The organism is Nocardia sp. NPDC057663, from assembly GCF_042799895.1.
GTDB lineage: Bacteria > Actinomycetota > Actinomycetes > Mycobacteriales > Mycobacteriaceae > Nocardia.
Window position 1 is genome coordinate 26562 of record NZ_JBHVHX010000008.1, and the last position, 24114, is coordinate 50675.

Sequence of the window (24114 nt, forward strand, 5' to 3'; positions counted from 1 at the left end):
CGCGCAGTCAGTTCCCGGCCATCAGGCCGGTGATCGTCGCGACATCGGTGACCAGCGCGTTGCCTTGGAACGCGAACTCGTCGTAGGCCCGCGCCATCGCCTCTTTGTCGCGACCGCCGCAGGCGTCGCCGATCACCACGGGCACGAAACCCAGGTCGGTGGAATGCGCCACGGTCGGGACGATCCCGATCTCCAATGCCACGCCCGCGATGGCGTAGGCGCCGATCTTCAGATCGCGCAGCAGCGCGGCCAGCGGGGTGCCCTCGAACGCCGACATCGTCATCTTGTCCAGGACCAGCTCGTCCTCGCGCGGCACCAGCTCCGGCACCAGCTCGAAGGCCGGGGTATCACGCTGGAGGATGAACTGCACGTCGTCGATGGATTCCGCCTGCTGCCAGCCCATCAGCAGGCGCATCGCGTACACGCCGGAGAGGCGGCGCGGCGGGAAGAAGTGCCGCAGGAAGATCACCGGATAGCCCGCGCTGCGGGCCGCTTCGACCACGCGCACCACCCGTTCCACGACCTCCTGGCCGTCGGGTAGCTGGCCGAGCACGCCGACCTGCATGTCGTAGACGATCAGCGCCATCCGGTCGGGCGCGCACAGATCGCCGAGGTCGTCGGGTATGTCGAGTCCGTTGCCTTGTCGCACCGACGCCAGTGTAGGCGTCGATGCGACCGGCAATCAGGTTGTTACGCAGACTATTTGGTCTGTGCCCACTGGGTGGTGCCGGGCGGCGCCATCAGCGTGTTGATCAGGTCCATGCCCGCCACGACGAGGGTGGGCCCACCCACGACGATGGTGCCGATGATGCCACCGACGGAGGCGCCGGTGATCAGGCCGGGGAGTGCGCCGACGCCGCCTGCCGCCGCGCCGACGACGAGGCCGATGACGGCGCCGATCGCCATGCCGACGAAACTGCCGATGGCGGTGGCGAGACCGAAGGTGGACGCGAAATTAGCCTGTGCCGCATAGTTTTCCGCGGGCGAGGCGACGGGCGTCAGGTTGGGCCTGGCCGCGGCGACGTCCTTGACCGCGGTCAGCTCGAGCACCCGGTTGTCTTCGCGAACCGTGTGCGGCAGTGGGTATTCCATGCTGCCGTCTCGCACCGAGAGCGGCAGTGAGACCACGGTCGCACCCGCCTCGTCGCGAATGTCGACGGTGCCGCCGTTGAGGGCGAAGGTGCCGTGGGTGAGGGTGGTGATGACAGTGTTGCCGATGAGTTCGGTGCGGTATTCGACGTCCGGCGTAACCGGATCGGCGCTTGCCACGCCCGTGCCCACCAGCGCTACCGCTAGGACCGGAATGGCCGCGGCGGCGATCTTGCGGATGATCATGTGAACGTTTCCCATCTGGTTCATCAAGTGACGTGCCCAAACGAAAGGCGCCGAGATCGTGGCTCCCCCGAGAAGCTAGCGACGGCGCGTGAAGCGGTTGTCCAGCTCGATTTCGACTTGAACGATAGCGCGCTCGACGGTTGCGGAACAGTGAATTTCAATTTTAAACCACAGATTTTTCATCGGTTTTCGCTATGGCGAACTGTGGGCACCGACTACCGGATGATGTTGATCGCGCGCGCGATGATCATGCCGCCGATGACCAAGGAAGTGATGGATTGCACCATCATCATCATCTTGCACCAGCGCGACAGGGGCAGTACGTCGGCGGGAGCGAACGAGGCCGCGTTGGTGAAGGCCAGGTAGAGGTAGTCGAGATATTCCGGGCGCCAGTCCTTGCCCGCGAGCTCGGGATCCTGCATCTGCGGAAAGATGAAGTCCGGTACAGGTTCCCGGCCGTTGGCGCGGGCGGCCGGACCGCCGCGGTCGAACTCCCAGTACCAGAGCGAGAACGCGATGACATTGGTCGCCCAGATCAACATCCCGCTACCGAGCAGCGTCCCGGCGCCCTGGTCGGACTGACCCGAGAAGATGGCCTGCAACAGCAGCAGCGCCGACACCGCCGTGGCGACGCTGATCAACCCGGCCAGCACCAGGCTCAGGCCGCGGATCCACGGTTCCTCGCGATCCATCCGGCTGGGGTTGGCGATGACCAGCACCACCAGCACACCCAGTTCCAGGATCGGCAGCAGCCACACCGGCGAAGGCAGTAACTCGCTGGGTAACAGCACCTGGACCACCACGATCCCCAGGATCGCGGCGGTGGCGGACAACCGGGATTCGCCCTCGGTGGGCTGTCGCCAGCCGGGTACCGCGCGTTCGCTGTCGGTCACGCCAGCCAGTATCGCCCGCCCACCGCCCGGCGCGAGGGAGGCCGCGCGCCGGAGTTCAGAGCACGGCGTTCAGCGCGATCGCGCCCGCGCACACCGCCACCACGACACCGAGCGCGATCGCGTCGCGCCTGGTCGGTGAGCTGGGATGCGCGGTGAGCATGCCGGTGCCGCCGCGCGCGGTGATCGCCTCGCCGAGTTCGCCCGCGCGCCTGGTCGATACGGCCATGCACGCGGTGAGGATGTCGATGAGCGGATTGTTGTCGGCGGCGCGGTGCAGCAGGTTGTCCTTGGGCCGCAGTTTGCGCGCCGCGCGCAGCACCCGGATCTCGTCGAGCAGCAGCGGCAGCCCGCGCAGTGTCAGCGCGACGACCACCGCCCACTCGTCCACCGGCAGGCGCAGCTTGCGCAGCGGCGCACCGAGTTTCGCCAGCGCGGGCGCCACCTCGCCCATCGGCGTGGTGTACGCGATCAGGAACGAGGCGGCCACCAGCACCAGGCCGAACACCAGGACCTGCGTGTACCCGAGCACGGCCTTCAGCCCGATCGGTGCGTTGATCAGACCGCCGAGCAGCATCAATCCCCAGAACCACCACGGCAATCGGGGCAGGGCGCCCAGCGGAAGCCGGGCCAGCACCCAGATCGCCACCAGGAACGCCACGATCACCCCTAGCACCGGCCACATCGGCAGGAACATCAGCAGCAGGCTGATCAGGAAGGCGGCGATCATCTTGGTGCCCGCCCACAGCCGGTGCACGACACTGTCGACGGGGACCTCACGCAGCAATACGGTGCTCATGCCTGCACCTCGCTGCCGCTCGGCTCCGGCATGACCACCGAGGTGGCTGTGTTGGTTTGCCGCTCGCTGCGCTCGTTCATCGCACGACCCCGCTTCCCGGTTCGTTGTGCGGCGGATTGCCTAGTCGCCAGACGGTTTCCGCGCGGCCTGGCAGCATCGGCGCCGGGTGCGCGCCGACCGGCCGCCGCGCGCCCGCGGTCTCGACGACGACGCCCGCGTCCAGATGCACCGTGCGGTCGCACACCGCGGCCACATCGGCGACATCGTGCGAGATGACGATCAATGTCTGCCCCGAATCCCGCAGCCGGGCAAGCAGTTCCACGATCTCGGCGCGGCCCTGCGGATCGAGTCCGGCCAGTGGCTCGTCGAGCACGACGACCTGGGGATGACTCGCCACCATCGCCGCGAGCACCACCCGCTTGGCCTGCCCGCCGCTGAGTTCCTCGACCGAACGGGCGGCGAGGCGGCGATCCAGCCCGACCGCGTCCAGCGCCCGGCCGACCGCGCCGGAGCCGGTCGCGCGCCCGCCCCAGTCGGCGATCTCGGCGCCGACGGTCTGCTTCTGCAACTGCAGCCGGGAGTGCTGGAAGGCCAGGGCCACCCGGCCGATCTGCTTGTCGACCGGATCGCCGCGCAGCTCGCAGCGTCCCGAGCTCGGCGCGATGAGCCCGGCGATGATCCAGGCCAGCGTCGACTTGCCCGAACCGTTGCCGCCGACGATCAACAGGGCCTCACCCTGGCGCACCGACAGATCGACGCCGTGCAGGGCGGGCGCCTCCCACGGTGTGCCGCGGTTGTAGGTGTGGCGCACGTCGGCCAGTTCGAGGATGGGCGCGCCCATCGGGCTGCGGCGCTGGTCGCCCGCGGGCCGCGGCCAGCTGGCGAGGTGGTCGACCATGCGGCCGTTCGCCAGGTGGATCACCCGGTCGGCGGCCACGGCGTCGGCTTCGTGATGGGTCACCAGGACGACCGCGGTGCCGTGCCTGTGCGGCAGTTCGGCCAGCAGGGCGACGAGGTCGCGGCGGCCGTCGGGATCGATCATCGAGGTCGCCTCGTCGGCGATGAGCAGGGCGGGACGACGGGCCAGCGCGGCGGCCACGGCGAGGCGCTGCTGCTGGCCGCCCGACAGGGTGGCGGTCTCCCGCCTGCCCATGCCGTCGAGGCCGACCTCGGCCAGCAGCGCGTCGACATCGACCTCGGCGGCCAGCTCGGCCGACAGTCCCCACACGACATCGTCGGCCACCGAGACGCCCAGCGTCTGGCTCTCGGGCCGTTGCAGCACCAGCGCGGTGCCGCCCAGTTCGCCGAGCCCGGCCGAACCGGGCCTGCTGACCGCGCCCGTCGTCGGCGGCCTGCCCGCCAGTACCCGCGTCAACGTCGACTTGCCCGAGCCGTTGTGGCCGACCACGGCGACGAACTCGGCCGGATGGATCGTCAGATCGATACCGGAGAGCGCGTCGGCGGTGGCGCCCGCGTAGCGGTAGCCCGCGCCGTGCAGGGTGACTGGGAGCGGGCCGACCGGGCGGTCGTCGTCGGGCGCGTCGAGGCGGTCGCTGCCGGGCAGCCAGGCCAGGCGGTCCAGCACCGAACCGAGCACATACCAGGACACGATGGTGCTCACCAGCACGCCGAGGGCGACCGAACCGCCGAGGTAGAGCCACCACCAGCGCAACACCGCATCGGTGGCCTCGGCGGCGGCCCGGCCCAGCGGTTCGAGTGCGGCCTGCCTGGCCGCCAGGTCCTGGATGCCCTTGGCGGTATTGCTGATCGCGTCGAAGAACAGCTGCCTTGTGCGTGCGAAGACCAGCAGCATGCCCACCGAGAACAGCCCCCAGCCCACGGCCGCCACCACTGCCAGCGCCAGCACGGCGGGCAGGCCGCCGCCACGGCGCTTCACGATGCCGATGATGCCCGCGAGAGTGGCGGCGCCGAAAACACCGAGCGCAGGCATGAGGCCCGCCGCGACGAAGGTGACCAGTCCGGCGGCGATGGTGGCGGTGACCAGGGCGCGCAGCCGATAGCGGTGCGCCAGCAGGCCCAGCGGCACGGCCGCGACCAGTTGCAGGGCCGCGGCCATCGGAACCAGGGAGCCGACGGTGATGAGACCGACGGTCAGGCCGGCCATGACGGCGCCGGTGGCCAGTTCGATGGGGCGTAGGGGTCCGCGGGGCAGGTCCGCGGGCTTGTCTTTCACCCGACCAGTCTGCCAGGGGTGTATGTGGCCGGGCTGTGACCTTCTGTCAGGCCGGCGGCTCGGCCAGCCAGCCGCCCATCGCGACGGTGCGGAAATGGGTTGTGAGGGTGTGTGTTTCGTCGATGACGTGCAGCGCGATCGCGGGATCGGGGGCGTAGTCCATGACCTTGTGGGGCAGGGTCACCTCCCAGGAGCCGCCGAGCACGCAGGCGGTGCTGGGACAGCTGATCATGGGCTTTCCCGCGAACATCGTCGCGATAGGGGAGTGGGCATGGCCGGTGAGGACGCCGAGGATGCGGTGATCACCCGCGACGACGGCGGCGAGGCGGCCGGGGTCGGCCAGGGCGATGACGTCGACGATCGGGCTGGCGACGGGCTTCGGCGGATGATGCAGGGCCAGCAGGATCGGGCCGTCGGGCGGCGCGTCGGCCAGCGTGGCGCGGAGCCAGTCGTAGGTCTCCTCGGCCAGCAGGCCGCTGGATTCGCCGGGGATGCTGGAGTCGAGCATGATCACGGTGAGTGGTCCGACGCGGTGGACGCTGTTGATCGGAGCGGTCGAGGCGGGTTCGCCCAGGAGATCGGTGCGGAAAGCGACGCGGTCGTCGTGGTTGCCCGGCAGCAGATAGACGGGGATGTCGGCCTGCAGGGCCAGACGGGCTTCGGCGTACTGTTCCGGTTTGCCGGAATCGGTGATGTCGCCGGTCACGAGGATGACATCGGGCCTGCGGGGAAGGTCGGCCAGGTAGGCCATCACTCGTTCCACGCGTTCGGTGTTGCGCGGGGTGAGGTCGAAGTGGGTATCGCTGAGCTGAGCCGCCAGGATCATCGGCAGTCGCTTTCTTCTCTGGGATCGCTCCGTTGCGTCAGAGTGTGCCGGTATGAGTCATCGGCACCTCTCAAGGCTAGATGACCTGGGCTTATCCGTCTTCATGAGGCGTGCCACGGACCGAAACCTCATCGGTGGTCTGTGTCATCGATCACGTGTCGGAGATCGGCCTTCCGCTGCGTTCGGACAGCGTTTGTAGTACCCGCAGGAAGGTGCGCCGATCTTCGGCAGGGAGGTCGGCGAGCAGCCGCTGTTCCTGGGCCTGGATGTCGTGCTGGGCGCGGTCGCGCAGGCCCGCCCCGGCGGGGGTCAGCTGGACCAGGTTGACGCGCCGGTCGGCCGGATCGGGTTCGCGCCGGATCAGGCCGCGGCGCTGCAGGTCGTCGAGGACGGGGATGATCCGGGTCTTGTCCGCGCGGACCGCCTTGGCGAGCGCGGCCTGGGTGTAGACGGGCTGTTCGCCGAGCCCGAGCAGCACCACATAGGCCCACATGGTGAGTCCGTGCCGGTCCAGGACGGGCCGTTCCGCCTCCGTCAGCGCGCGGCCGAGCGGCACGAGCATGGCCGCCAGGTCGGGGCGGGTCGCTTTCGGCATGGTCGGAATCTACCGGGGAGATTGTCTTGGCAGATCATAAGCAGATACATACGATCTACTTATGCATATTATTTCGGAGGATCAGCTGCTCCTCGCCCGGCACCAGCGCGCTGTCCGGCTGAGCGTCGACGCGGTCGAGTCGGCCGCCACTGCCCCCCTCACTGTCGAAACACCCTGCGCGGGGTGGGATCTGCGCGCCCTGCTGGAACACATGGGCACGCAGAACCGTGGGTTCGCCGCCGCGGTGCGTGGCGAGGGTGACCCGGCGGTGTGGGAGGTGCGCCGGGCGGCCGACCCGGTCGGCGACTTCCTGCGCTCGGCCGACGAGATCGTCGCCGCCTTCGCCGAACCCGGCGCGCTCACCCGCACCCTTGCCCTGCCGGAGATCCCGCCGGGCCGGTTCCCCGCCGCGACCGCGCTCGGCTTCCACCTCATCGACAGCGTCGTGCACGCCTGGGACGTCGCCCGATCCGTCGGCCGCACGATCGATCTCGACTCTGATGTGGCCCCGACCGCGCTGCGCATCGCCGAAGCTGTCCCGACCGGCGCGTCACGTCAGCGCCCCGGCGCCGCCTTCGCCCCCGCACTCGAGATGCCGGACGAGTCGGCGACGCTGGACCGCATCCTGCGCGTCCTCGGCCGTTCGCCGGACTGGCAACCTCGCTGAACGACCCCCGGGGGTCGCACCGAGGCCGAGGCGGCAATGGCCTGGTCGCCGACCGGCGTCGGCGCGCCGGGGCTGCCGTTGACCACTGCCGGGTGATGCGATCGTTTCTCGGGGTCGACCTGGATGTGGACCGCGCGATGCGGTTGCCGGGTGGCATCCCCGCATGCGCATGGCCGACCATAGGGAGATGACCCTCAGTACCGACCAGGCCGATGTGTTCGAGGCCTCCCGTGGCCGCCTCGAGGCGATCGCCTACCGGCTGCTCGGCTCGGCCGGTGACGCCGAGGACGCGGTGCAGGACACCTACCTGCGCTGGCACGCGGCCGACCGGGACCGGATCGAGACGCCGGTGGCGTGGCTGACGAAGGTGCTCACCAACATCTGCCTCAACCAGCTCACCTCGGCCAGGGCGCGGCGGGAAACCTACGTGGGACAGTGGCTTCCGGAGCCCGTCCTGGCCGGTGACCGCATGCTCGGCCCGGCCGACACCGTCGAGCAGCGCGAATCCGTCTCGCTCGCGATGCTCGCCGTGATGGAGCGGCTCTCGCCCAACGAGCGCGTGGTGTACGTGTTGCGCGAGGCGTTCGGGTATCAGCATCGCGAGATCGCCGAGATGCTCGACATCGGCGAATCGAACTGTCAGCAGATCTACCGGCGGGCCAAACAGCATGTCGGCGGGCGCTCCCGCGTCACGGTGGACGCGGCCGCGGCGGAGCGGATCGTCGAGGAATTCCTCGCGGCGGTCCTCAGCGGTGACACCGACCCGCTGGTCCGGCTGCTCGTCGATGACGCGGTCGGCATCGCCGACGGTGGCGGCCGGATCCCGGCCCGCAAGACCCCGGTCCTCGGCGCGTTCGACATCGCCCGCTACCTCAGCCACGTGTTCCGCCCGACGCGGGCCAAGCGCGCCTACGTCGGTGGCACTCCGGTGTTCTACGCCTGCGTGGTCAACGGCGGTCCCGGCGCGCTGGCGATGGTCGGCGACCAGGTCATCGCCGTCGTCGGCCTCGACATCACGCCCGATGGCATCGCCGGTGTCCAGATCCAGGTCAACCCGGAGAAGCTGGCTCGGATCACCCGGCAGTGGACGGCCGAGGGCCCGCACACCCCGCTCGATTTCGAATGGTGACTCACATCACACTCCGGTGATGTCAGGGATCGCGCGCCTGTCCGGTTCAGGAGGGGAGTCCATCCCGATAGGAGCGAGCCATGAAGCACCGCATTGTCGTCCTCGGAGCCGGATACGCCGGAGCCATCGCCGCCGGCCGTCTGGCGAAGCGCCTGCATCGCGATGACGTCGCGATCACCCTCGTCAACGCCGACCCCGATTTCGTCGAACGGGTGCGGATGCACCAGCTCGCCACGGGCCAGGAACTGCGCAAGCGCCCGCTGCGTGAGGTCTACGCGGGCACCGGCGTGCAAGTCGTGATCGACCGGGTCACCGCGGTCGACGCCGAGCGCAAGCAGGTCGCCCTCGCCGACGGCGAGACCATCGACTACGACACCCTCGTCTACGCGCTGGGCAGCACCGGCACCGATCACGGCGTCCCCGGCGTCGCCGAGCACGCCCACAGCCTCGCCGGAAAGCAGGCCGCGCTGCGGCTGCGGGCCCGGCTGGGCGAGCTGTCGCCGGGCGCGTCGGTGGTGGTCGTCGGCGGTGGCCTGACCGGCATCGAAGCCGCGACCGAGATCGCCGAGGCCCGGCCGGATCTGGCCGTGTCGATCGCTGCCCGCGGCGGTGTCGGCGCCTGGCTGAGCGAGAAGGCACAGCAGCACCTGCACAAGGCGATCGACCGGCTCGGCATCACCGTGCACGACCACGCCGACATCACCCGCGTCACCGCGACCGCCGTGGTCGCGGGCACCACGGAGATTCCGGCCGCGCTGACCGTGTGGACCGCGGGCTTCGCGGTGCACCCCATCGCCGCGGCCACCACGCTGACGGTGTCGGACACCGGCCGGATCGTCGTCGACGCCACCATGCGCTCGGTCTCGCACCCCGATGTGTACGCCGTGGGCGACGCCGCCCTCGCCGACGGACCCGGCGGCGTGCCGCTGCGGATGGCGTGCGCGACCGGCAGCCCGATGGCCTGGCGGGCCGGCGACGCGATCGCCGCGCGCCTGACCGGGCGACCGGTCCCCGACGAGCAGATCGGCTATGCCTCGCAGTGCATCAGCCTCGGCCGCCGCGACGGCATCCTCCAGAAGGTGACCTTCGACGATCAGCCGACCTCCACCGTGCTGACCGGCCGGCTCGGCGCTCGCGTCAAAGACCTCATCTGCTCGGGCGCCGCCTGGAGCGTGGACCACCCGACCCTGCTGATGCCGAGCCGTCGCCGACGGGTCATCGCGACCGTCGCGCAGGAGGACCGGCGCGTCAGCTCGTGACGGTCGGCGGAGTCGGCCACCCCGGCGGTATGGGCGGCCGGTCGCTTCCTCCGGCTGAGGCAGACGGCGAGGGCGGCCGTGGTGTGTCGCAGCTGGACCGCCGCGGTTCCCCGCTGGATCTCGGGCGGCGAGCGCGGCCGGTCCGGCCTGCCGCGGTGTGTGACGGCTGGGCCGCTGCGGCCGAGTCGGTCCGCTGGGGCTCAGCCGGCGAAGTCGGCCAGTCGCTCGGCCGCGGTGTGCAGCAGCTGGGCCGCTGTGTCCGAGTCGGCGGCCAGCGGTGTCCAGAAGTCGGCGCCGGGTGTGGCCCGCAGGTCCAGGACCGGCGGAGTCAGCCAGTCCGCGTCGAGGCGCAGCTGCCAGGAGTGCAGGTGGGTGCGGGGGAAGGTGGCGGTGCGGTCGAACAGCGGGTCGCCCAGGATCGGGTGGCCGATCCAGGCCAGTTGCACCCGGATCTGGTGGCGACGGCCGGTGACCGGCGCGATGGCGAGCAGCGCGTGCTCGCCGTGCCGGGCGACGGTGGCGAATCGGGTCAGCGAGGGATAGTTCTTCGCGGGCAGCAGGTCGGCGTCCTCGACGAACCAGCGGTCGCCCGCGCGCCGGATCGCCTCGCGCGGCGCCGCGATCCGCACCCGGTTCTTGCGGCCGACGCTGAGCGGCAGATCGATCTCGCCGCGCTCGGGCAGGTCGGTGCCCGACACGATCGCCAGATAGGCCTTGCGGGCGGTCTGCTTGGTGAACTGCCTGGTCAGCTGCCCGTGCGCGGCCAGGTCGGTGGCCAGCAGGACCAGCCCCGAGGTGACCTTGTCGATCCGGTGCACCGGGTACAGCTGGGTGCCCGCCGCCTGTGCCAGCTCGACCAGGTCGGTGTCGTGCCGCTCACCGGTCACCGAGATCCCGGCCGGCTTGTTCAGCGCGAGCACGGCGTCGTCGGCGAACACGGTGTACTGCTCGCGCACGCTCTGCCAGTCCATCTCCACGTCGACACCCTAGATAACGGTGTGCCGACCGCCTGCTAGGAGGCCGGGCGCAGCCGGTGCGGGCGCAGCCGGTTGAAGCCACGCACCCGCACGCTGCGCAGGTGCCGGATGGCGAATTCGGGGTGGCCGTCCAGCGCGTCGGCGGCGGCGTCGTCGATGAGGATGTTGCCCGGCCTGGCCACGCCGGTGAGCCGCGCGGCGATATTGACCACCGAGCCGTACAGGTCGCCGAAGCGTTGCAGCACCTCGCCGTAGGCGAAGGCCACCCGCAGTTCCGGGGTGCCGCCGACCAGCATCGTCGACTCCTGGATGGCCAGCGAGATCCGCGCCGCGTCCGCCGCGGACTCGGCGGCGAACATCACCTCGTCGCCGACGTTCTTGATCACCCAGCCGCCGTTGTCGGTGATCGCCGAGGTGGTGGTCGACTCGAATGCCTCCAGCAGCGTGGACAATTCGTCGGGATGCAGGTGCCGGGTGAGCCGGGTGAAGCCGACCATGTCGGCGAATCCGACGGCCAGCGTCCGCAGCGAGTCCGAGCCCGCCTCGGCGTCGTCGATCGACCGGGCGACCGCCGCCGCCAGGTGCCTGCGCCACACATACGCCTGCAACTGCTCGATGCTCGCCATCGTGGATTCGGTGGCCGCCTTGACCCGTTCGTCGAGCGGGATCGCCGGATCGGCCGCGGCGGACCGCGCCTTGATCTCGGCCAGCACCAGGTCGGCCTGCCATTCGGCCAGCCGGGCCATGCCCTGGCCGATCGTGCGCGCCGCGGCGGCCTGCTGCCGGATATCGGAGGCGGCAACGACTTTCATGCTGCGGAAATTGGTGACCGCGGTGATGTCGATCTGGGTGTAGTCGACCTCGTCGTCCTCGTTCGCCGGGAACCCCAGCGCCGTCCACAACCGCCGCGACTCCGCCTCGGGCACACCGGACTGCTCGGCGACCTGCGTTCGCGTGTAGCGCCGCGGCCCGTCGAGCAACGCCTCCTCCACGCTGCGCTGCACCAACTCGGTCATCTCGGCATCCGGCATAAGCGAAACTCTACGACGCGCGCTCGCGTCGCAGGTCAGCCCGACCAGAAGTTGCAAACCATCACAAATTCCGGCCCTGCGGCTCGGCGGTACCGACAGCCCGGCCGCCGGCGCCGCGTGACGCCCGGCACAGCCCTCCGGTGAGCATCGCCCTGACCTGATGGATTACCTGAAGGTGAGGAACTGGCCGGGAAAGTGCGTACTTGTCGGCCCGCGCGCGGCGCGCCGACACTCGGATCACCGCGACGGTCACCCGATCGCCGCGCAGTGATCGGAGCCGCAGATGACCTCAGCGCAACGACCGTCGGTGACCGTGCTCGGCACCGGATCGATGGGCAGCGCCCTCGCGCAGGCCTTCCTCGCCGCCGGATACCCGACCCACGTGTGGAACCGCAGCTTCGAGCGAACCACGGCGCCGGCCGCCGCGGGCGCGACGGCCCACCGCGACATCGCCGACGCCGTCGAGGCGGGTTCGCTGATCATCACCTGCCTGACCACCTTCGCCGCCACGCGCGAGAGCCTGGCGCCTGCCGCCGATGTCATCGCAGGCCGCGACGTGATCACACTCAACAGTGGAATACCGATCCAGGCAAGGGAATTCGCGCACTGGGTGCACTGCGCGGGTGCCCGCTTCCTCGGCGGGGCGATCAAGAACGTGCCATCGGCCGTCGGCAATCCGGACACGCTGCTGTACTTCGGCGGCGACCGCGAGGTCTTCGACCAGCATGCCGACACCCTGCGCACGCTCGGCGGTGACCTCGAATTCCTCGGCGCCGAACCGGATCTCGCCGCCCTCTACGAATCCGCCGTCGGCGCCACCCTGCTGCCCGCGCTGCTCGGCTTCCTCGACGGCGCGGCGATCCTGGCCTCGCGTGGCCTGCCCGCGCGGACCATGGTCCCGTATTCGGTGAAATGGCTGCAGATGATCGAGTCGCTGCTGCCGATCCTGGCCGCGGAGATCGACACCAAGGACTACACCCGGCTCGGCTCGAGCGTCGACCTGTTCCACACCGCCCTCGTCGACGACGTGCAACTGGCCGCCGAATCGGGGGTCGACCTGTCCTGGCACACCACCATGCACGACCTGCTGCGCCGCGCCGTCGACGAGGGCCGCGGCGACCAGAGCATCACCGCGCTGTTCGAATTGATCACCGCCGCACGGTGAGCAGATCTCACCCGGAATGTGTGACGCGCGGTGCCACCTGGCCGGCCTAGCGTGACCGCATGGGCCCAGTCATCGGTGATCTGCTTCCGCTGGCGGTGGGTGTGGCGATCTCGCCGATCCCCATCGTCGCCGCCATTCTCATGATCTTGTCCAAGAACGCGGGCGGCGCGGCGAAGGGGTTCGCGGCAGGCTGGGTCGGCGGGATTCTGCTCGTGACCGCGGTGGTGACGTTGCTCGCCGGGTCGCTGGGCGGTTCGGGTGAGAAGGAGCCCTCGGCGGTGGCGTCGTGGCTGAAGATCGTGCTCGGTGTGCTGCTCGTCGTGCTCGCGGCCGAACAGTGGCACGCCAGGTCGGACACCTCGGTGCCGGCCTGGATGCAGGCGATCGACAGCCTCACCGTGGTCAAGGCCGCGGGTCTCGGCGCGCTGCTGTCCGGGGTGAATCCGAAGAACCTGCTGCTGTGCCTGTCCGCCGGTGTGGTCATCGGTTCCGCCGGGCTGAGCGCGGGCGGTGACCTCGTGGCGATCGTGGTGTTCACCCTGCTCGCCTCGGTGACGGTGCTCGCGGTGATCCTCGGGTACACGCTGGCCGCTGACAAGCTGGGCCCCATCCTCGACAGCGCCCGGCAGTGGTTGCAGGACAACAACCACGCGGTGATGGCGATCGTGCTGCTGGTCATGGGCGCGGTCGTGGCAGGTAAGGGCCTCGGCGGACTCTGACAATAGGGGGCTCGTCATGGGATCGCTGCCGGTCTTCGAATCACTGCACGGCTACCAGCGCGTGTGGCTGCGGCCCGACGTCGTGGCCGGGCTCACGGTGTGGGCGGTGCTGGTGCCCGAAGCGCTGGCCTACGCGTCGATCGCGGGCGTGCCGCCGGTGGCCGGTCTCTACGCGGCCGTCCCCGCGCTGGTTCTGTATGCCCTGGCCGGGAGTTCGCGGCACCTCGTCGTCGGCCCGATGTCGGCGACCGCGGCGCTGTCGGCCGCGATCATCACCCCGCTGGCAGGCGCCGACGGCGGCCACTACATCGCGCTGTCGACGGCGCTGGCCATCGCGACCGGCATCGTCGGCCTGCTGGCCGGGCTGCTGAGACTCGGTTTCATCGCCTCGTTCATCTCCGAGCCGGTGCTGAAGGGCTTCATCGTCGGCCTCGCCCTGACCATCATCATCGGCCAGGTACCCAAGCTGTTCGGCGTGCCCAAGCACGACGGCAACTTCTTCGAACAGGCCTGGGGTGTGCTCTGCGCTCTCGGCGACACCCAGTGGCGCACCCTGCTGATCGGCGTGCTCAGTCTCGCGGTCGTGCTCGGCGTAAAGCGCTGGCTGCCGCTCGTGCCCGGTTCGCTGCTGGCCGTGCTGCTCGGCATCGTCGTGGTGCAGCTGTTCGGGCTCGACGACAAGGGCGTCGAGATCGTCGGGCACATCGATGCGGGTCTGCCCGCGCTCGGCCTGCCGTCCGGCGTCGACTTCGACGACTATCTCGACCTGCTCGGTCCGGCGATCGGTGTGCTGCTGATCGGTTTCGCGGAGGGGCTCGGTGCGGCGAAAACCTATGCGGCCAAGGCGGGTTACTCGATCGACGCCAATCGGGAGCTGTTCGGTCTCGGCGCCGCCAATCTGGGGTCGGGTCTCGGTTCGGGCATGGTGGTGAACGGCAGTCTCTCCAAGACCGCAGTCAACGGGGGCGCTGGCGCGAAGACCCAGCTCAGCGGGCTCGTGGTCGCAGCGCTCACCGTGCTCACCCTGCTGTTCCTCACCGGACTGTTCGAGAAACTGCCCGAGGCGACGCTGGCCGCGGTGGTGATCGCCGCGGTGATCGAGCTCGTCGACATCACTGCCCTGCGCCGCCTCTACCGGGTCTGGACCCAGCTGCTCGGCAGCATCTACGGCCGCGCGGCCCGCGCCGACTTCCTCGCCGCCATGGCAGCCATGTTCGGTGTGCTGCTGTTCGACACGCTGCCCGGCCTGCTCATCGGTGTCGGCGTCTCGGTGCTGCTGCTGGTCTACCGAGCGTCCCAGCCGCACATCGCCGCGCTGGCGAAAGAGGGCTCTGTGTGGGTGGATACGGCCCGCCACCCCGACCTCACCCCGCGTCCCGATCTGCTGGTGGTCCGGGTCGAATCCGCCCTGTTCTTCGCCAACGCCGACTACGTGAAGACCCGCATCGGCGAGCTGTGCACCGACGCCACCCGCCTGGTCGTCCTCGACGCCGAAACCTCGCCCGCCCTCGACGTCACCGCCGCCGAAATGCTGCTCGACCTGCGTAATACCCTGGCGCACCAGCGTATCGACTTCCGCATCGCCCGCTCGGTGGCTCAGTTCGGCGAGGCCCTCGGCTCGGCCGAAGCGGGCGACATCCCGATCGGGATCTACCCCACCGTCGCCGCCGCGGCAGCCGACCTGCCCGAGCACCCACCGGCGAGGTAGCGCCAACCTAGCGAAGCTGTCCCGGCGCCGCGACCAGACGCGGCAGATAGCACAGCGGATAGATCAGCAGGAACAGGTTGGGGATCCACCAGGCCGGATCGAAGTCGCGGGCGAAGACCCAGAACGAGATCGCCTGCAGGCCGGAGACGCTCGTGAGGGTCAGCGAGATGATCGCCAGCGGGCGCCACTGTGGTGAACCGCCGCGCAGCAGCCGGAGACTGGTCAGGCCGGTGGCGGAGATGGCCAGGTCCAGCGGCAGGAACGACCAGTTCCATTGCACCAGAATCGGATTGGTGTAGTCACGGAACAGGTGTTCCGCGGGGATCAGGTGCAGCGCGGTGATCAGCCAATACGCGATGAACCCGAGATCGGTCACCAGCATGAGCGCCTTCATCGACCGCATGGTTGTCCCGCTTCCCCCGGTGCTCGGATCGTCGAGCCCGATCGTAGGAGCAGGCAGCCGCTCGCGCATCAGGTGGAAATCACGGTAGAAATCGCGCTCGGCTCAGTTCTCATCGTGTCGGCCTTTCGAAACGGGTGCGGGCACGGTCGTGGGCCGTACGCAGGAGATCATGGACGACGGCATCCGTCCGTTCGCCGGGATCGACGACGGCCAGCCAGCCGGCCGAGCCGTAGACGGGGTGGGCGATCACGGTGTCGGTGATGCTCGAGTCCGCCTCGTCAGGGCCACGGCCGGGTGCGTGACCTGTCCACTCGATGAAGTTCTCCCGGCCTGCGGCGATATTGAGCCGGAAGGTGCCGGGCCGGTCGAGTCGGGAACTCCGATCGTCCGGGTAGTCCTTCGTCACGATGGTGGCGAAGGGCTGGGTCGTGGTTGGGACGACGCCGTCGGGGGCGTAGTAGAAGAACGAGTCGCCCCAGCTGATCTCCGGCCATTCGCCGCCCGAGTCCGGGCGCAGGTGCAGGACGCCGCCGAGACCGGTCACGTAGTCGATGATGTCGTCTATCGTCATGGTTCGAGCGTCTCATTCAAGTGCTTGTGTGGACTTTTCCACCGATGACGAGGAGTTCTTGGTGGTAAACCTCAACTCGCCGGCCGGTCGCACGGTCGACGTCGCCCGGCGTGCGGGGTATTCGGTCCAGCAGGTGCGCAATCTCGAACGCGACGGTGTGCTGCCCTCCGCGGACCGTTCGCCGGGCGGGCACCGGTTCTACCGGGAGATCCATGTGCGGTCGGCACTGGCCTATCGGGCCCTCGCGGCAGGAGTCGGCCCGGTCGAGGCGAAGCGGATCATCCGGACCGTGCACGCGGGTGATCAGGCGCGAGCGCTGGCGATGCTCGACGCGGCGCATGCGGGCCTGCACACCGAACGCGTCGACCTCGAGCTGGCCAGACAGGCCGCCGAAGCCATTGCCACAGAACCGATCACGGAGGTACGCGGTTCCGATGCGATGAGCATCGCCGAGCTCGCCACCGCACTGGGTGTGCGTACCTCGACGTTGCGGCATTGGGACGCAGAGGGTTTGGTCGTTCCCGGCCGTTCACCTGTGTCTGGTGGTGCTCGCCGGTACTCGCCCGAGCAGGTCCGCGATGCCCGGATCGTCCATCAGCTACGCCGGGCCGGCTACCGAATCACACAGGTGCGCGAGGTAATTCCCGAATTCCGGCAGCACTCCGCGCAGGTACGAGAGGCGCTGGCCATCAGGGACGTCGCGATCACGTCCCGCTCGCTCGCCCTTCTCGACGGCGCAGCGGCACTGCGCGAACTGCTCACCAGGTGACGCCGGGTCAGGGCGCAGGGGCCTCCGCGGTGCTGCCGGACAGCGGCATGGCGGGCAGCCCGAGTTTGCGGTGGTCCCAGGAGCGGACGCGCGTCGGCTCGACCCGCACGACGACGCGATTGTGCATCATGGTCTCGACGAACGGCCTGACCTCGGGGCTGTAAGGGCCGACGTAGCGCTCGTAGATGTCGATGCCTGCCTTCCAATACTCCTCGTCCTCGGTGTCCTCGATCAGGTGGGCGATGCCCTCGATCGACACCCCGCGCAGCTGGTCGTAGGTGTCGCCGGCCTCGGCCATGCAGGTGATGGTGGGATCGCGGCGCAGATTGACCGCCTTCTGCGACTTCGACTTGGTCTCGAAGTAGATGACGCCGTCGATGTGCCCGAACCACATCGCCGTCAGATGCGGCTTCCCGTCCCCGTTGAGCGTGGCCAGCGTGAGCACCCGGCTGCGGTCGAGGAACTGCGCGATCTCCTCCGCACTCATCTGCACCGCGGCCCGCTGCTTGATACCCACCGACTCCACCTTCCCGCTCATGCCAATTCCCGCCGACCCTACCGAGCCGGCTGACGCACCAACCCCGAACACGAGAACATCGCACCAGAATGCGGAGCAGAGAGCCCTATTCGCCGCAGATTATGCGGCGAATAGGGCGTAGAATCACCGCATGGCCGATCGTCCGCGGAAGTACATCTGGGAGGACCCCGACTGGCCCGCCCTGCGGTACGACGTCGCGCGCCTGGCCGGACCCGTCGCGGATGTCGCGCACGCGCAGGGCAAACTGCTCGGCAGGCTCACCGATACCCCGGACGAGATTCAGGACCAGGCCGGACTCGCCGCACTCACCGCCGACGTGGTGAAGACCAGCGAGATCGAGGGCGAACTGCTCGATGTGGCGTCGGTCCGCTCGTCGATCGCGCGGCGTCTCGGGGTCGACATCGGGGCGACGGTCCCGGCCGACCGGCGGGTCGACGGGGTCGTCGACATGATTCTCGACGCCACCGTCCACCACGACCAACCGGTCACCGGCGAACGGCTGTTCGGGTGGCACGCGGGCTTGTTCCCGACCGGCTACTCTGGCATCACCCGCGTGCGGATCGGCGGGTGGCGCACCGACGAGACCGGGCCGATGGAGGTGATCTCCGGGCCCTACGGACGACAGCGAGTCCATTTCGAGGCGCCGCCCGCGCCCCGGCTCGACACCGAAATGCGCCGGTTCATCGAGTGGTTCGATGAGGGGTCACCGGAGCCGGCTATCGTCAAAGCCGGTCTGGCACATCTGTGGTTCGTGACCATCCATCCGTTCGACGACGGAAATGGCCGCATCGCAAGAGCTCTCGGCGATCTGGCACTCGCCCGCGCCGATCGCAGCACACGGCGCTTCTACAGCGTCTCCGCGCAGATCCAGCGAGATCGCAAGGCCTACTACGACATTCTCGAACGCACCCAGAAGGGCACACTGGATGTGACCGAATGGCTGGGGTGGTTCCTCGAGACGATGCGGCGCGCTATCGCCTCGGCCGATGAGAATGTCGACACCGTGCTGCAGAAGGCGAGGTTCTGGCGGCGCTGGGATCAGGCGGCCATGAATGCCCGGCAGATCACCGTGCTCCATCGTCTGCTGGACGGATTCGACGGGAAGCTGACGACGCGCAAATGGGCGATCATTACCAAGTCGTCCCAGGACACCGCGTTGCGCGACATCAACGAACTGATCGAGATCGGCGCGCTCCGGCGTTCCGAATCCGGCGGGCGGAGTACGTCCTACGAGCTCGTCTTGCTGTGATGCCACGTCAACGGCGATCGCGGCACGGCTGTCGGACACCGGTGGCAGGATGCGGCGGGTGGGTGACTATTTCGAACGCATCGTCGACCTCGAGGTGACGTCCGCGGATGCGGGCACGCTGGCCGAGCGCATGGTGGACTGGATGGTGTCGCGGGGATGGCTGCTGCGGGAGATGTCCGGCGACACGATGTACAGCCTCCAGGTCGACGAAGGGTATGTGCCGGGGCCTGCTCGGTCTCAGATCACCCACGAATGGGGTGCGGACTGGATTTCCGGTCCGGTCGCTGTCATTGTCGGCAGGGACGCCCATTATTCAGGGCGGGGCATGATCGAACCGTCCTCGGCCGAGTGCCCACGGTGCGCGGCCACCACCGTGATCATCGACTACCCGCAGCGGTGGGAAGCCGATGCCACTGTGTGGCAACCGTTCTCGGACGCGATCGATGCCTGGAAAGAAACCGGTGCGGGCTCGGCGACCTGTGTTTCCTGTGCCGTGACGAGCCCGATCACCGAATGGCGCTGGGCTGATGGTTTCGCCCTCGGCGCCCTCGCCTTCGACTTCTGGGGCTGGCCGCCACTGACCGACGAGTTCGTCACCGAGTTCGGTGTTCGGCTCGGCCACCGAACCGAACACCACACGGGCAAGTTCTGAGCCCCCGCTACGCCGAGGGCCGCGAAACCCGCCTAGCCGTAATAGATCACGTACGCGTTGGTGGCCACGGCGACGACACCGGGACCCATCCCCGTGCAGCCGGCGCTGATGCGCTGGCCCTCCGGTGCGAAGGGGTAGCTGAGGGACGAATAGGGACCGACGCTGTAGAGCGGGAACGGCCCGTTGGCGTAGAGGCCGACGCACTCGACCTTCAGCACGTAGTTGCTTCTCCCGACGTCGGGTTGGCAGGTCGCCGACGCGCCGAAAAGATCCCGCTGGACAACGCAATCCTGCGGCGCCGCCTGCGCGGAGCCGGAGCCGATGATCGCAACAGCGGCAATACCCGAAAAACCGGCGGCCGCGACTCGTGCGGCGGCCACAAATGCTTGTTTCATATGGAAACTCCTCCGGTGTCAGGTTGATCTTCGGGCGAGCTCGGCCGAATGTTACGTCCCGTGTTTCGTGCCATTTGTGAGCCGGGCGTAGCTGTCATGGCCGTGACCTGCGGCGAGTGCTTCGGCGATCACGTAGGTCATGCGGTCGAGGCGCTTTCGAGCGCTTCGAGTCGGGCCGGGACGTGTTTGTGCCAGGGGGTGCCCGCGAAGTCGTCCTTGAGTTCGAGGCAGGTCAGTTCGTTGGGGGAGACCCCGGCACTGGTCGTGGTGCCGTCACCGGTGGGGTAGTCGAGGCCGAGTCCGTTGGGCAGTGCGATGTTTCCTGCCCGCATCATGTCGCTGACCTCGATGATGACGGTGGCGGATCCGTTCGCGGTGACCAGGCGCGCCGGGCCGCCGTCGGTCAACCGCAAGGCGGTGGCATCCTCGGCGCTGATCCGGAGGCGGCCGTCGCGGTCGCGGCGGCGCCAGTCGGGGTTGCGGAAGATCGTGTTGGCGGTGAACGAGCGCCGCTCACCGGCGGCCAGGACCAGCGGGAACTCCGGGGTCGTCCACTCCGCGCGGGCGGTGGGCAGCTCGCGTACCTGGTCGAGCAGGCTGGCGATGGCGATGGTGAAGCGGCGATCCTTGCGCTTGACGTAGTGCCACACGTCATCCCACGTGTCGTCGGTGAATACCACGCCGGTCGGGGATTCGATGATCGCGTCGAACAGCCGGTTGCCCGGAGTCAGACCGGTACCGGTGAAGCCCGCTCGGGCAACGGCTTTCTGGTTCGATATCGCACACATCTGGCTGACGCCCCACAGCACCGCGGCGCCCCGCAGACGTGGGTCCAGTGTCGTACCGAGCGTCTCGTACAACAGGTAGGGAGCGATCTTTCCGAGGGCGGGGTCGACGGCGACAGTGGCCAGGAAGGTGGCGCCGAAGGTGTCGCGTCCGGTCTGCGCCGCGCGTCGGAGGCGGGCGATGGTGGCGTCGTCGACCACGTTCATGCGTCGCAGCAGCCGCGCGTAGATCTCGGGCTCCGGCAGCGTGCCGCCCAGCGCTTCCATGACCGGTTTGCGCAAATGGAAGACATTACGGGGGAATTCGAAGTTGAAGAACGTCGCTTCGGGCTTCTCGTACTGGCTGGCCGCGGGCAGCACATAGTCGGCTTCGCGCGCGGTTTCGGTAAACGCCACATCGATCACGACGGACAAGTCCAGTGCACGCATCGCGGTACGGAACCGAGGGGAATCGGCGAGGGAGTGCGCCGGGTTCGACGAGTCGATCCACATCGCGCGGAAGCGGTTCGGGTGGTCGGTGAGGATCTCGTCGGCTATCGAGTTGCACGGGATCAGGCCGCCGATGATCTTGGCGCCAGTGACCGGTGAGGTCCGCCCACCGCCATTACCCGCGCCGCCGCCGAGCATGCCACCCGCCAAGGGAACCATCGCGTCGAGCAGGGCCGAGGCCCCGGCTTCCACGCTCGCGCGCAGCGGGGTCACCCGTGCGAGCGCGGGCAATGTCGCGCTGATCGCGGTGGCCGCCGCGGTGACGGTCCGCGCCATCAGCCGCTGCTGTGCGCGTGCCAGTGCGCCCGGCTTCTTGCGCGGCGATCCGGACCCGGAACCGCCGGCCAGGAGCGCGAACGAAGAGTGCAGATACATGGTGCCGGGTCTGCCGAAGTTGCCGGTGACGATCCACAGGAGCTTGTTCAGGTACGACACCAGAGTACTGTTGGGCGCCTGCTGGATTCCGAGATCCTCGTAGACGCACACGCTCGATGCGGTCGCGATCCGGCGCGCTGCCGCCCGGATCTCGCCTTCGTTGACACCGCTGATCATCGCGAAATCCGTGACGTCACATGCCAGGAACGCCGCGTGGACCTCGTCGTAGCCGGTGGTGTGCGCGGCGATGAAGTCGGCGTCGACCAGGTCTTCCTGCACGATCACCGCGACCAGCGCGGCCATCAGCCAGGCATCGCGCCCCGGTAGCACCTGCAAGTGGTGCTCGGCCATCGCCGCGGTTTCGCTGACCCGCGGATCGATGACGATCATCGACCGGTTCGGGTCGGCGGCCACCTGCTTGAGTGTCGGTCTGGCCCGCGGAAAGCTGTGCGACTGCCAGGGGTTCTTGCCGACGAATACCAGCACCTCGGCGTGCTCGAAGTCGCCTTTGGTGTGACCGCCGTAGAGGCGGCCGTCTACCCAGATCTCCCCGGTCTTCTCCTGCGCCAACGCGTTGGAGTGATACACCGAGCCCAGCGCCCCACGCAGCGCGAGCGCGTTGGCCGAGCCGAGGTGATTACCCTGGCCGCCACCGCCGTAGAAAAAGATCTTGTCGCCGCCGTGTTCTGCTTTGACGGCGGAAAGTTTCGCGGCGATCTCATCGATCGCCGTGTGCCAGTCGATCTCCCGATAGGTGCCGTCAGGCAGGCGTTTGAGCGGCTTGGTGATGCGGTGCGGGCCGTTCTGGTAAAGGTCGAGGCGCATCGCCTTCTCGCAGGTGTAGCCCTCCGACGCCGGATGCGCCTTGTCGCCGCGGATCTTCGCCAGCCGGCGCCCCTCCACGTCGACCGTGATCCCGCAGTTGCATTCGCACAATACGCACGCAGTCGCCTTCGGCTCGGCCATGTCGCACCCTTTCCAGCCTAATATGCTAGGCAACATAGCATATTATTATGGCAGGTAACATAACAAAGCTGAGCTGAAACCCGGAAGGAGCACCAGCACGTGGGAGCCCGCACCGACACCCGGCAGAAGATGCTCTACAGCGCCGTCGAGCTCCTGCGTGAACGCGGCTCGGCCGGGGTGACCATCGACGCCGTGCTGGCCCGCAGTGGCGCACCGCGCGGATCGGTCTACCACCACTTCCGCGGTGGGCGCGCCGAGATCATGACCGAGTCGCTCGCCCTGGCCGGTGATGCCATCAGCGCCATCATCGACAAAGCTGTGGCCCAGGGCTCGGTCGCGGCGTTGCGGCGCTTCGGCCAGTTCTGGACCGCACTGCTCGAGCAGTCCGACTTCGCGGCAGGCTGCCCGGTCGTCTCGGTAGCGGTCGGCAGCTCGCCCGATGACCGGCACCTGCAACCGGCGGTCGCGGACATCATTCACCGGTGGCGCGTCGCCCTCGTCACCGCGATCGAAGCCGACGGTGTCGAACCCGAGCGCGCCGCCCGGCTGGCCACCATGGCGATCGCCGCCATCGAAGGCGCGGTGATCCTGTGCCGGGTCAACCGATCCACAACGGCGCTCGACGATGTCATCGAAGAACTCGAGGTGCTGCTCACCTCGGTGATCACCGGCTGAGGTGCGCGATTTTCGGCAACCGGCAACTGGTTCCGTTACCGGCGCAGGAGGTCCACGACGCCGGTGTTCGACTCGTTCCCGCCGCCCTCGGCGACCCGGCGTTCCATCAGTGCCATGAAGGGTTCGAGGAGTTCGGGGCTGACGCCCTGTTCTGCGGCGGCTCGCCGCAGCGTTGCGTTCGTCGTGGTCATCATCGCCAGGTTCGACTCGACGCCCTGGGTGTAGTCGCCGCTCGCCAGCTGCGCGGCGGTGCCGTAGGCGTACCCGGCCATCGCTTGCTGGTAGGCGATCATCAGGGGTGCGAACTCTACCGGTGAGATGTCTTCGCCACCGATGAGCGCGAACGCGTGTGCGGCGCCTGCGAACATGCCCCACATCGCGCTGAGAAGGGCGATGTCGTACAGGGCGGCGAACCCGGCGTCCGTGCCGACGTAGGTGACGCCGGCGGGGACAGCCAAAGCGTCGGCATGGGTCTTGTGCAGCTCCGCCGAACCGCTGTAGAAGACGTAGGCACCCGAGTCGGGGACTCCGATCATGGACGGGACGGCCATGATCCCGCCGTCCAGGAAACATCCGCCGCGTGCGGTGATCCACTCGGACAGCGCACGAGCCTCGGCGGGGGTGCTGGTGGTCAGGTTGACGACGTCGCGACCGGTCAGATCGATGCCATCGAGGGTCGCGCGAACCGACGCGTCGTCGAGGAGACACACCACGACGAGAGTGTTGGCGGTGACGGCTTCAGCGGCGGTGGCGGCGACCGCCGCCCCTTCCGGGGCCCGCCGGGCACTGCGATTCCACACCGTGACGGCGTATCCGGCGGCGAGCCACGAGCGGGCGAGTGCCGAGCCCATGTCGCCGAGACCGAGGATGGTGAGCGCTTCAATCGTGTTGTCGGACATGCTGGTTAGTGTTGGCGTGGTATCCGGGGTCGAACAAGTACGCACAGGGAAGTG

At 68.7% G+C, this 24114-nt stretch carries 25 protein-coding genes; 10 read left to right on the forward strand and 15 right to left on the reverse strand.

Annotated elements, in window-relative coordinates; all coding sequences use genetic code 11:
- Positions 1 to 7: 7 nt before the first annotated feature.
- The 7 genes from ACFVAV_RS19065 to ACFVAV_RS19095 form a co-directional block, all read right to left on the reverse strand.
- Positions 8 to 649 carry a cysteine hydrolase family protein gene (locus ACFVAV_RS19065; RefSeq protein ID WP_379036277.1) on the reverse strand — a complete coding sequence of 214 codons (642 nt, stop codon included), beginning with the start codon at positions 647 to 649 and terminating at the stop codon, positions 8 to 10.
- 50 nt (positions 650 to 699) lie between these two features.
- On the reverse strand, positions 700 to 1350 hold the full coding sequence (locus ACFVAV_RS19070; RefSeq protein WP_379036278.1) for an ammonium transporter: 651 nt from the start codon (positions 1348 to 1350) through the stop codon (positions 700 to 702).
- A 200-nt stretch (positions 1351 to 1550) separates the two neighbouring features.
- Positions 1551 to 2228: a hypothetical protein gene (locus ACFVAV_RS19075; protein ID WP_379036279.1), complete on the reverse strand. Its 678-nt coding sequence runs from the start codon at positions 2226 to 2228 to the stop codon at positions 1551 to 1553.
- Between the two features lie 55 nt (positions 2229 to 2283).
- On the reverse strand, positions 2284 to 3024 hold the full coding sequence (locus ACFVAV_RS19080; RefSeq protein WP_379036280.1) for an energy-coupling factor transporter transmembrane component T family protein: 741 nt from the start codon (positions 3022 to 3024) through the stop codon (positions 2284 to 2286).
- 76 nt (positions 3025 to 3100) lie between these two features.
- Entirely contained in the window at positions 3101 to 5218 is a 2118-nt protein-coding gene (locus ACFVAV_RS19085; protein WP_379036281.1) for an ABC transporter ATP-binding protein, read from the reverse strand.
- 46 nt (positions 5219 to 5264) lie between these two features.
- Positions 5265 to 6044, reverse strand: a complete 780-nt coding sequence (locus ACFVAV_RS19090; RefSeq protein ID WP_379036282.1) for a metallophosphoesterase — start codon at positions 6042 to 6044, stop codon at positions 5265 to 5267.
- A gap of 151 nt (positions 6045 to 6195) precedes the next feature.
- Positions 6196 to 6639, reverse strand: a complete 444-nt coding sequence (locus ACFVAV_RS19095; protein WP_379036283.1) for a MarR family winged helix-turn-helix transcriptional regulator — start codon at positions 6637 to 6639, stop codon at positions 6196 to 6198.
- Between the two features lie 61 nt (positions 6640 to 6700).
- On the opposite strand from ACFVAV_RS19095, the gene ACFVAV_RS19100 reads away from it, so the two are divergent.
- From ACFVAV_RS19100 to ACFVAV_RS19110, 3 genes are all read left to right on the forward strand, one after another.
- The gene (locus tag ACFVAV_RS19100) at positions 6701 to 7306 is read left to right on the forward strand and encodes a TIGR03086 family metal-binding protein (RefSeq protein ID WP_379036284.1); all 606 of its coding nucleotides are present in this window, start codon (positions 6701 to 6703) and stop codon (positions 7304 to 7306) included.
- 187 nt (positions 7307 to 7493) lie between these two features.
- The gene (gene sigJ, locus ACFVAV_RS19105) at positions 7494 to 8435 is read left to right on the forward strand and encodes an RNA polymerase sigma factor SigJ (RefSeq protein ID WP_379036285.1); all 942 of its coding nucleotides are present in this window, start codon (positions 7494 to 7496) and stop codon (positions 8433 to 8435) included.
- Positions 8436 to 8515: 80 nt separating this feature from the next.
- Complete coding sequence (locus ACFVAV_RS19110) at positions 8516 to 9694, forward strand: NAD(P)/FAD-dependent oxidoreductase (RefSeq protein WP_379036286.1); 1179 nt, start codon at positions 8516 to 8518, stop codon at positions 9692 to 9694.
- A gap of 200 nt (positions 9695 to 9894) precedes the next feature.
- Here the strand turns inward: ACFVAV_RS19110 and ACFVAV_RS19115 are convergent, their stop codons facing one another.
- Together ACFVAV_RS19115 and ACFVAV_RS19120 are read right to left on the reverse strand one after the other, a co-directional pair.
- Positions 9895 to 10665, reverse strand: a complete 771-nt coding sequence (locus ACFVAV_RS19115) for an RluA family pseudouridine synthase (RefSeq protein WP_379036496.1) — start codon at positions 10663 to 10665, stop codon at positions 9895 to 9897.
- A 41-nt stretch (positions 10666 to 10706) separates the two neighbouring features.
- Positions 10707 to 11702, reverse strand: coding sequence for an adenylate/guanylate cyclase domain-containing protein (locus tag ACFVAV_RS19120; protein ID WP_379036288.1), 996 nt, complete (start codon positions 11700 to 11702; stop codon positions 10707 to 10709).
- A gap of 283 nt (positions 11703 to 11985) precedes the next feature.
- Here ACFVAV_RS19120 and ACFVAV_RS19125 point away from each other — a divergent pair, with 283 nt between their 5' ends.
- The 3 genes from ACFVAV_RS19125 to ACFVAV_RS19135 are packed head-to-tail and all read left to right on the forward strand — an operon-like array spanning position 11986 to position 15294.
- Complete coding sequence (locus ACFVAV_RS19125; protein ID WP_379036290.1) at positions 11986 to 12867, forward strand: NAD(P)-dependent oxidoreductase; 882 nt, start codon at positions 11986 to 11988, stop codon at positions 12865 to 12867.
- A gap of 59 nt (positions 12868 to 12926) precedes the next feature.
- On the forward strand, positions 12927 to 13586 hold the full coding sequence (locus tag ACFVAV_RS19130) for a GAP family protein (protein ID WP_379036291.1): 660 nt from the start codon (positions 12927 to 12929) through the stop codon (positions 13584 to 13586).
- Positions 13587 to 13602: 16 nt separating this feature from the next.
- A complete protein-coding gene (locus ACFVAV_RS19135) occupies positions 13603 to 15294 on the forward strand; it encodes a SulP family inorganic anion transporter (protein ID WP_379036292.1) in 1692 nt (563 codons plus the stop codon).
- A 7-nt stretch (positions 15295 to 15301) separates the two neighbouring features.
- Here the strand turns inward: ACFVAV_RS19135 and ACFVAV_RS19140 are convergent, their stop codons facing one another.
- Entirely contained in the window at positions 15302 to 15688 is a 387-nt protein-coding gene (locus tag ACFVAV_RS19140; protein WP_379036293.1) for a DUF5360 family protein, read from the reverse strand.
- Positions 15689 to 15806: 118 nt separating this feature from the next.
- Positions 15807 to 16268 carry a DUF6194 family protein gene (locus ACFVAV_RS19145; RefSeq protein WP_379036294.1) on the reverse strand — a complete coding sequence of 154 codons (462 nt, stop codon included), beginning with the start codon at positions 16266 to 16268 and terminating at the stop codon, positions 15807 to 15809.
- A 61-nt stretch (positions 16269 to 16329) separates the two neighbouring features.
- Between ACFVAV_RS19145 and ACFVAV_RS19150 the strand changes: the two genes are divergently transcribed.
- Complete coding sequence (locus ACFVAV_RS19150) at positions 16330 to 17037, forward strand: MerR family transcriptional regulator (RefSeq protein WP_379036296.1); 708 nt, start codon at positions 16330 to 16332, stop codon at positions 17035 to 17037.
- 7 nt (positions 17038 to 17044) lie between these two features.
- Here ACFVAV_RS19150 and ACFVAV_RS19155 read toward each other — a convergent pair whose 3' ends face one another.
- Positions 17045 to 17554 carry a pyridoxamine 5'-phosphate oxidase family protein gene (locus ACFVAV_RS19155; RefSeq protein ID WP_379036497.1) on the reverse strand — a complete coding sequence of 170 codons (510 nt, stop codon included), beginning with the start codon at positions 17552 to 17554 and terminating at the stop codon, positions 17045 to 17047.
- 151 nt (positions 17555 to 17705) lie between these two features.
- On the opposite strand from ACFVAV_RS19155, the gene ACFVAV_RS19160 reads away from it, so the two are divergent.
- Both ACFVAV_RS19160 and ACFVAV_RS19165 read left to right on the forward strand, forming a co-directional pair.
- Positions 17706 to 18824 carry a Fic family protein gene (locus ACFVAV_RS19160; protein ID WP_379036297.1) on the forward strand — a complete coding sequence of 373 codons (1119 nt, stop codon included), beginning with the start codon at positions 17706 to 17708 and terminating at the stop codon, positions 18822 to 18824.
- Between the two features lie 49 nt (positions 18825 to 18873).
- A complete protein-coding gene (locus ACFVAV_RS19165; protein WP_379036298.1) occupies positions 18874 to 19476 on the forward strand; it encodes a hypothetical protein in 603 nt (200 codons plus the stop codon).
- Between the two features lie 32 nt (positions 19477 to 19508).
- Here ACFVAV_RS19165 and ACFVAV_RS19170 read toward each other — a convergent pair whose 3' ends face one another.
- Both ACFVAV_RS19170 and ACFVAV_RS19175 read right to left on the reverse strand, forming a co-directional pair.
- On the reverse strand, positions 19509 to 19871 hold the full coding sequence (locus ACFVAV_RS19170) for a hypothetical protein (RefSeq protein WP_379036299.1): 363 nt from the start codon (positions 19869 to 19871) through the stop codon (positions 19509 to 19511).
- A gap of 137 nt (positions 19872 to 20008) precedes the next feature.
- Positions 20009 to 22486 carry a molybdopterin-dependent oxidoreductase gene (locus ACFVAV_RS19175; RefSeq protein WP_379036300.1) on the reverse strand — a complete coding sequence of 826 codons (2478 nt, stop codon included), beginning with the start codon at positions 22484 to 22486 and terminating at the stop codon, positions 20009 to 20011.
- 99 nt (positions 22487 to 22585) lie between these two features.
- Here ACFVAV_RS19175 and ACFVAV_RS19180 point away from each other — a divergent pair, with 99 nt between their 5' ends.
- The gene (locus tag ACFVAV_RS19180) at positions 22586 to 23161 is read left to right on the forward strand and encodes a TetR/AcrR family transcriptional regulator (protein ID WP_379036301.1); all 576 of its coding nucleotides are present in this window, start codon (positions 22586 to 22588) and stop codon (positions 23159 to 23161) included.
- A gap of 35 nt (positions 23162 to 23196) precedes the next feature.
- Here the strand turns inward: ACFVAV_RS19180 and ACFVAV_RS19185 are convergent, their stop codons facing one another.
- Positions 23197 to 24060, reverse strand: coding sequence for an NAD(P)-dependent oxidoreductase (locus ACFVAV_RS19185; RefSeq protein ID WP_379036302.1), 864 nt, complete (start codon positions 24058 to 24060; stop codon positions 23197 to 23199).
- Between the last annotated feature and the right edge of the window lie 54 nt (positions 24061 to 24114).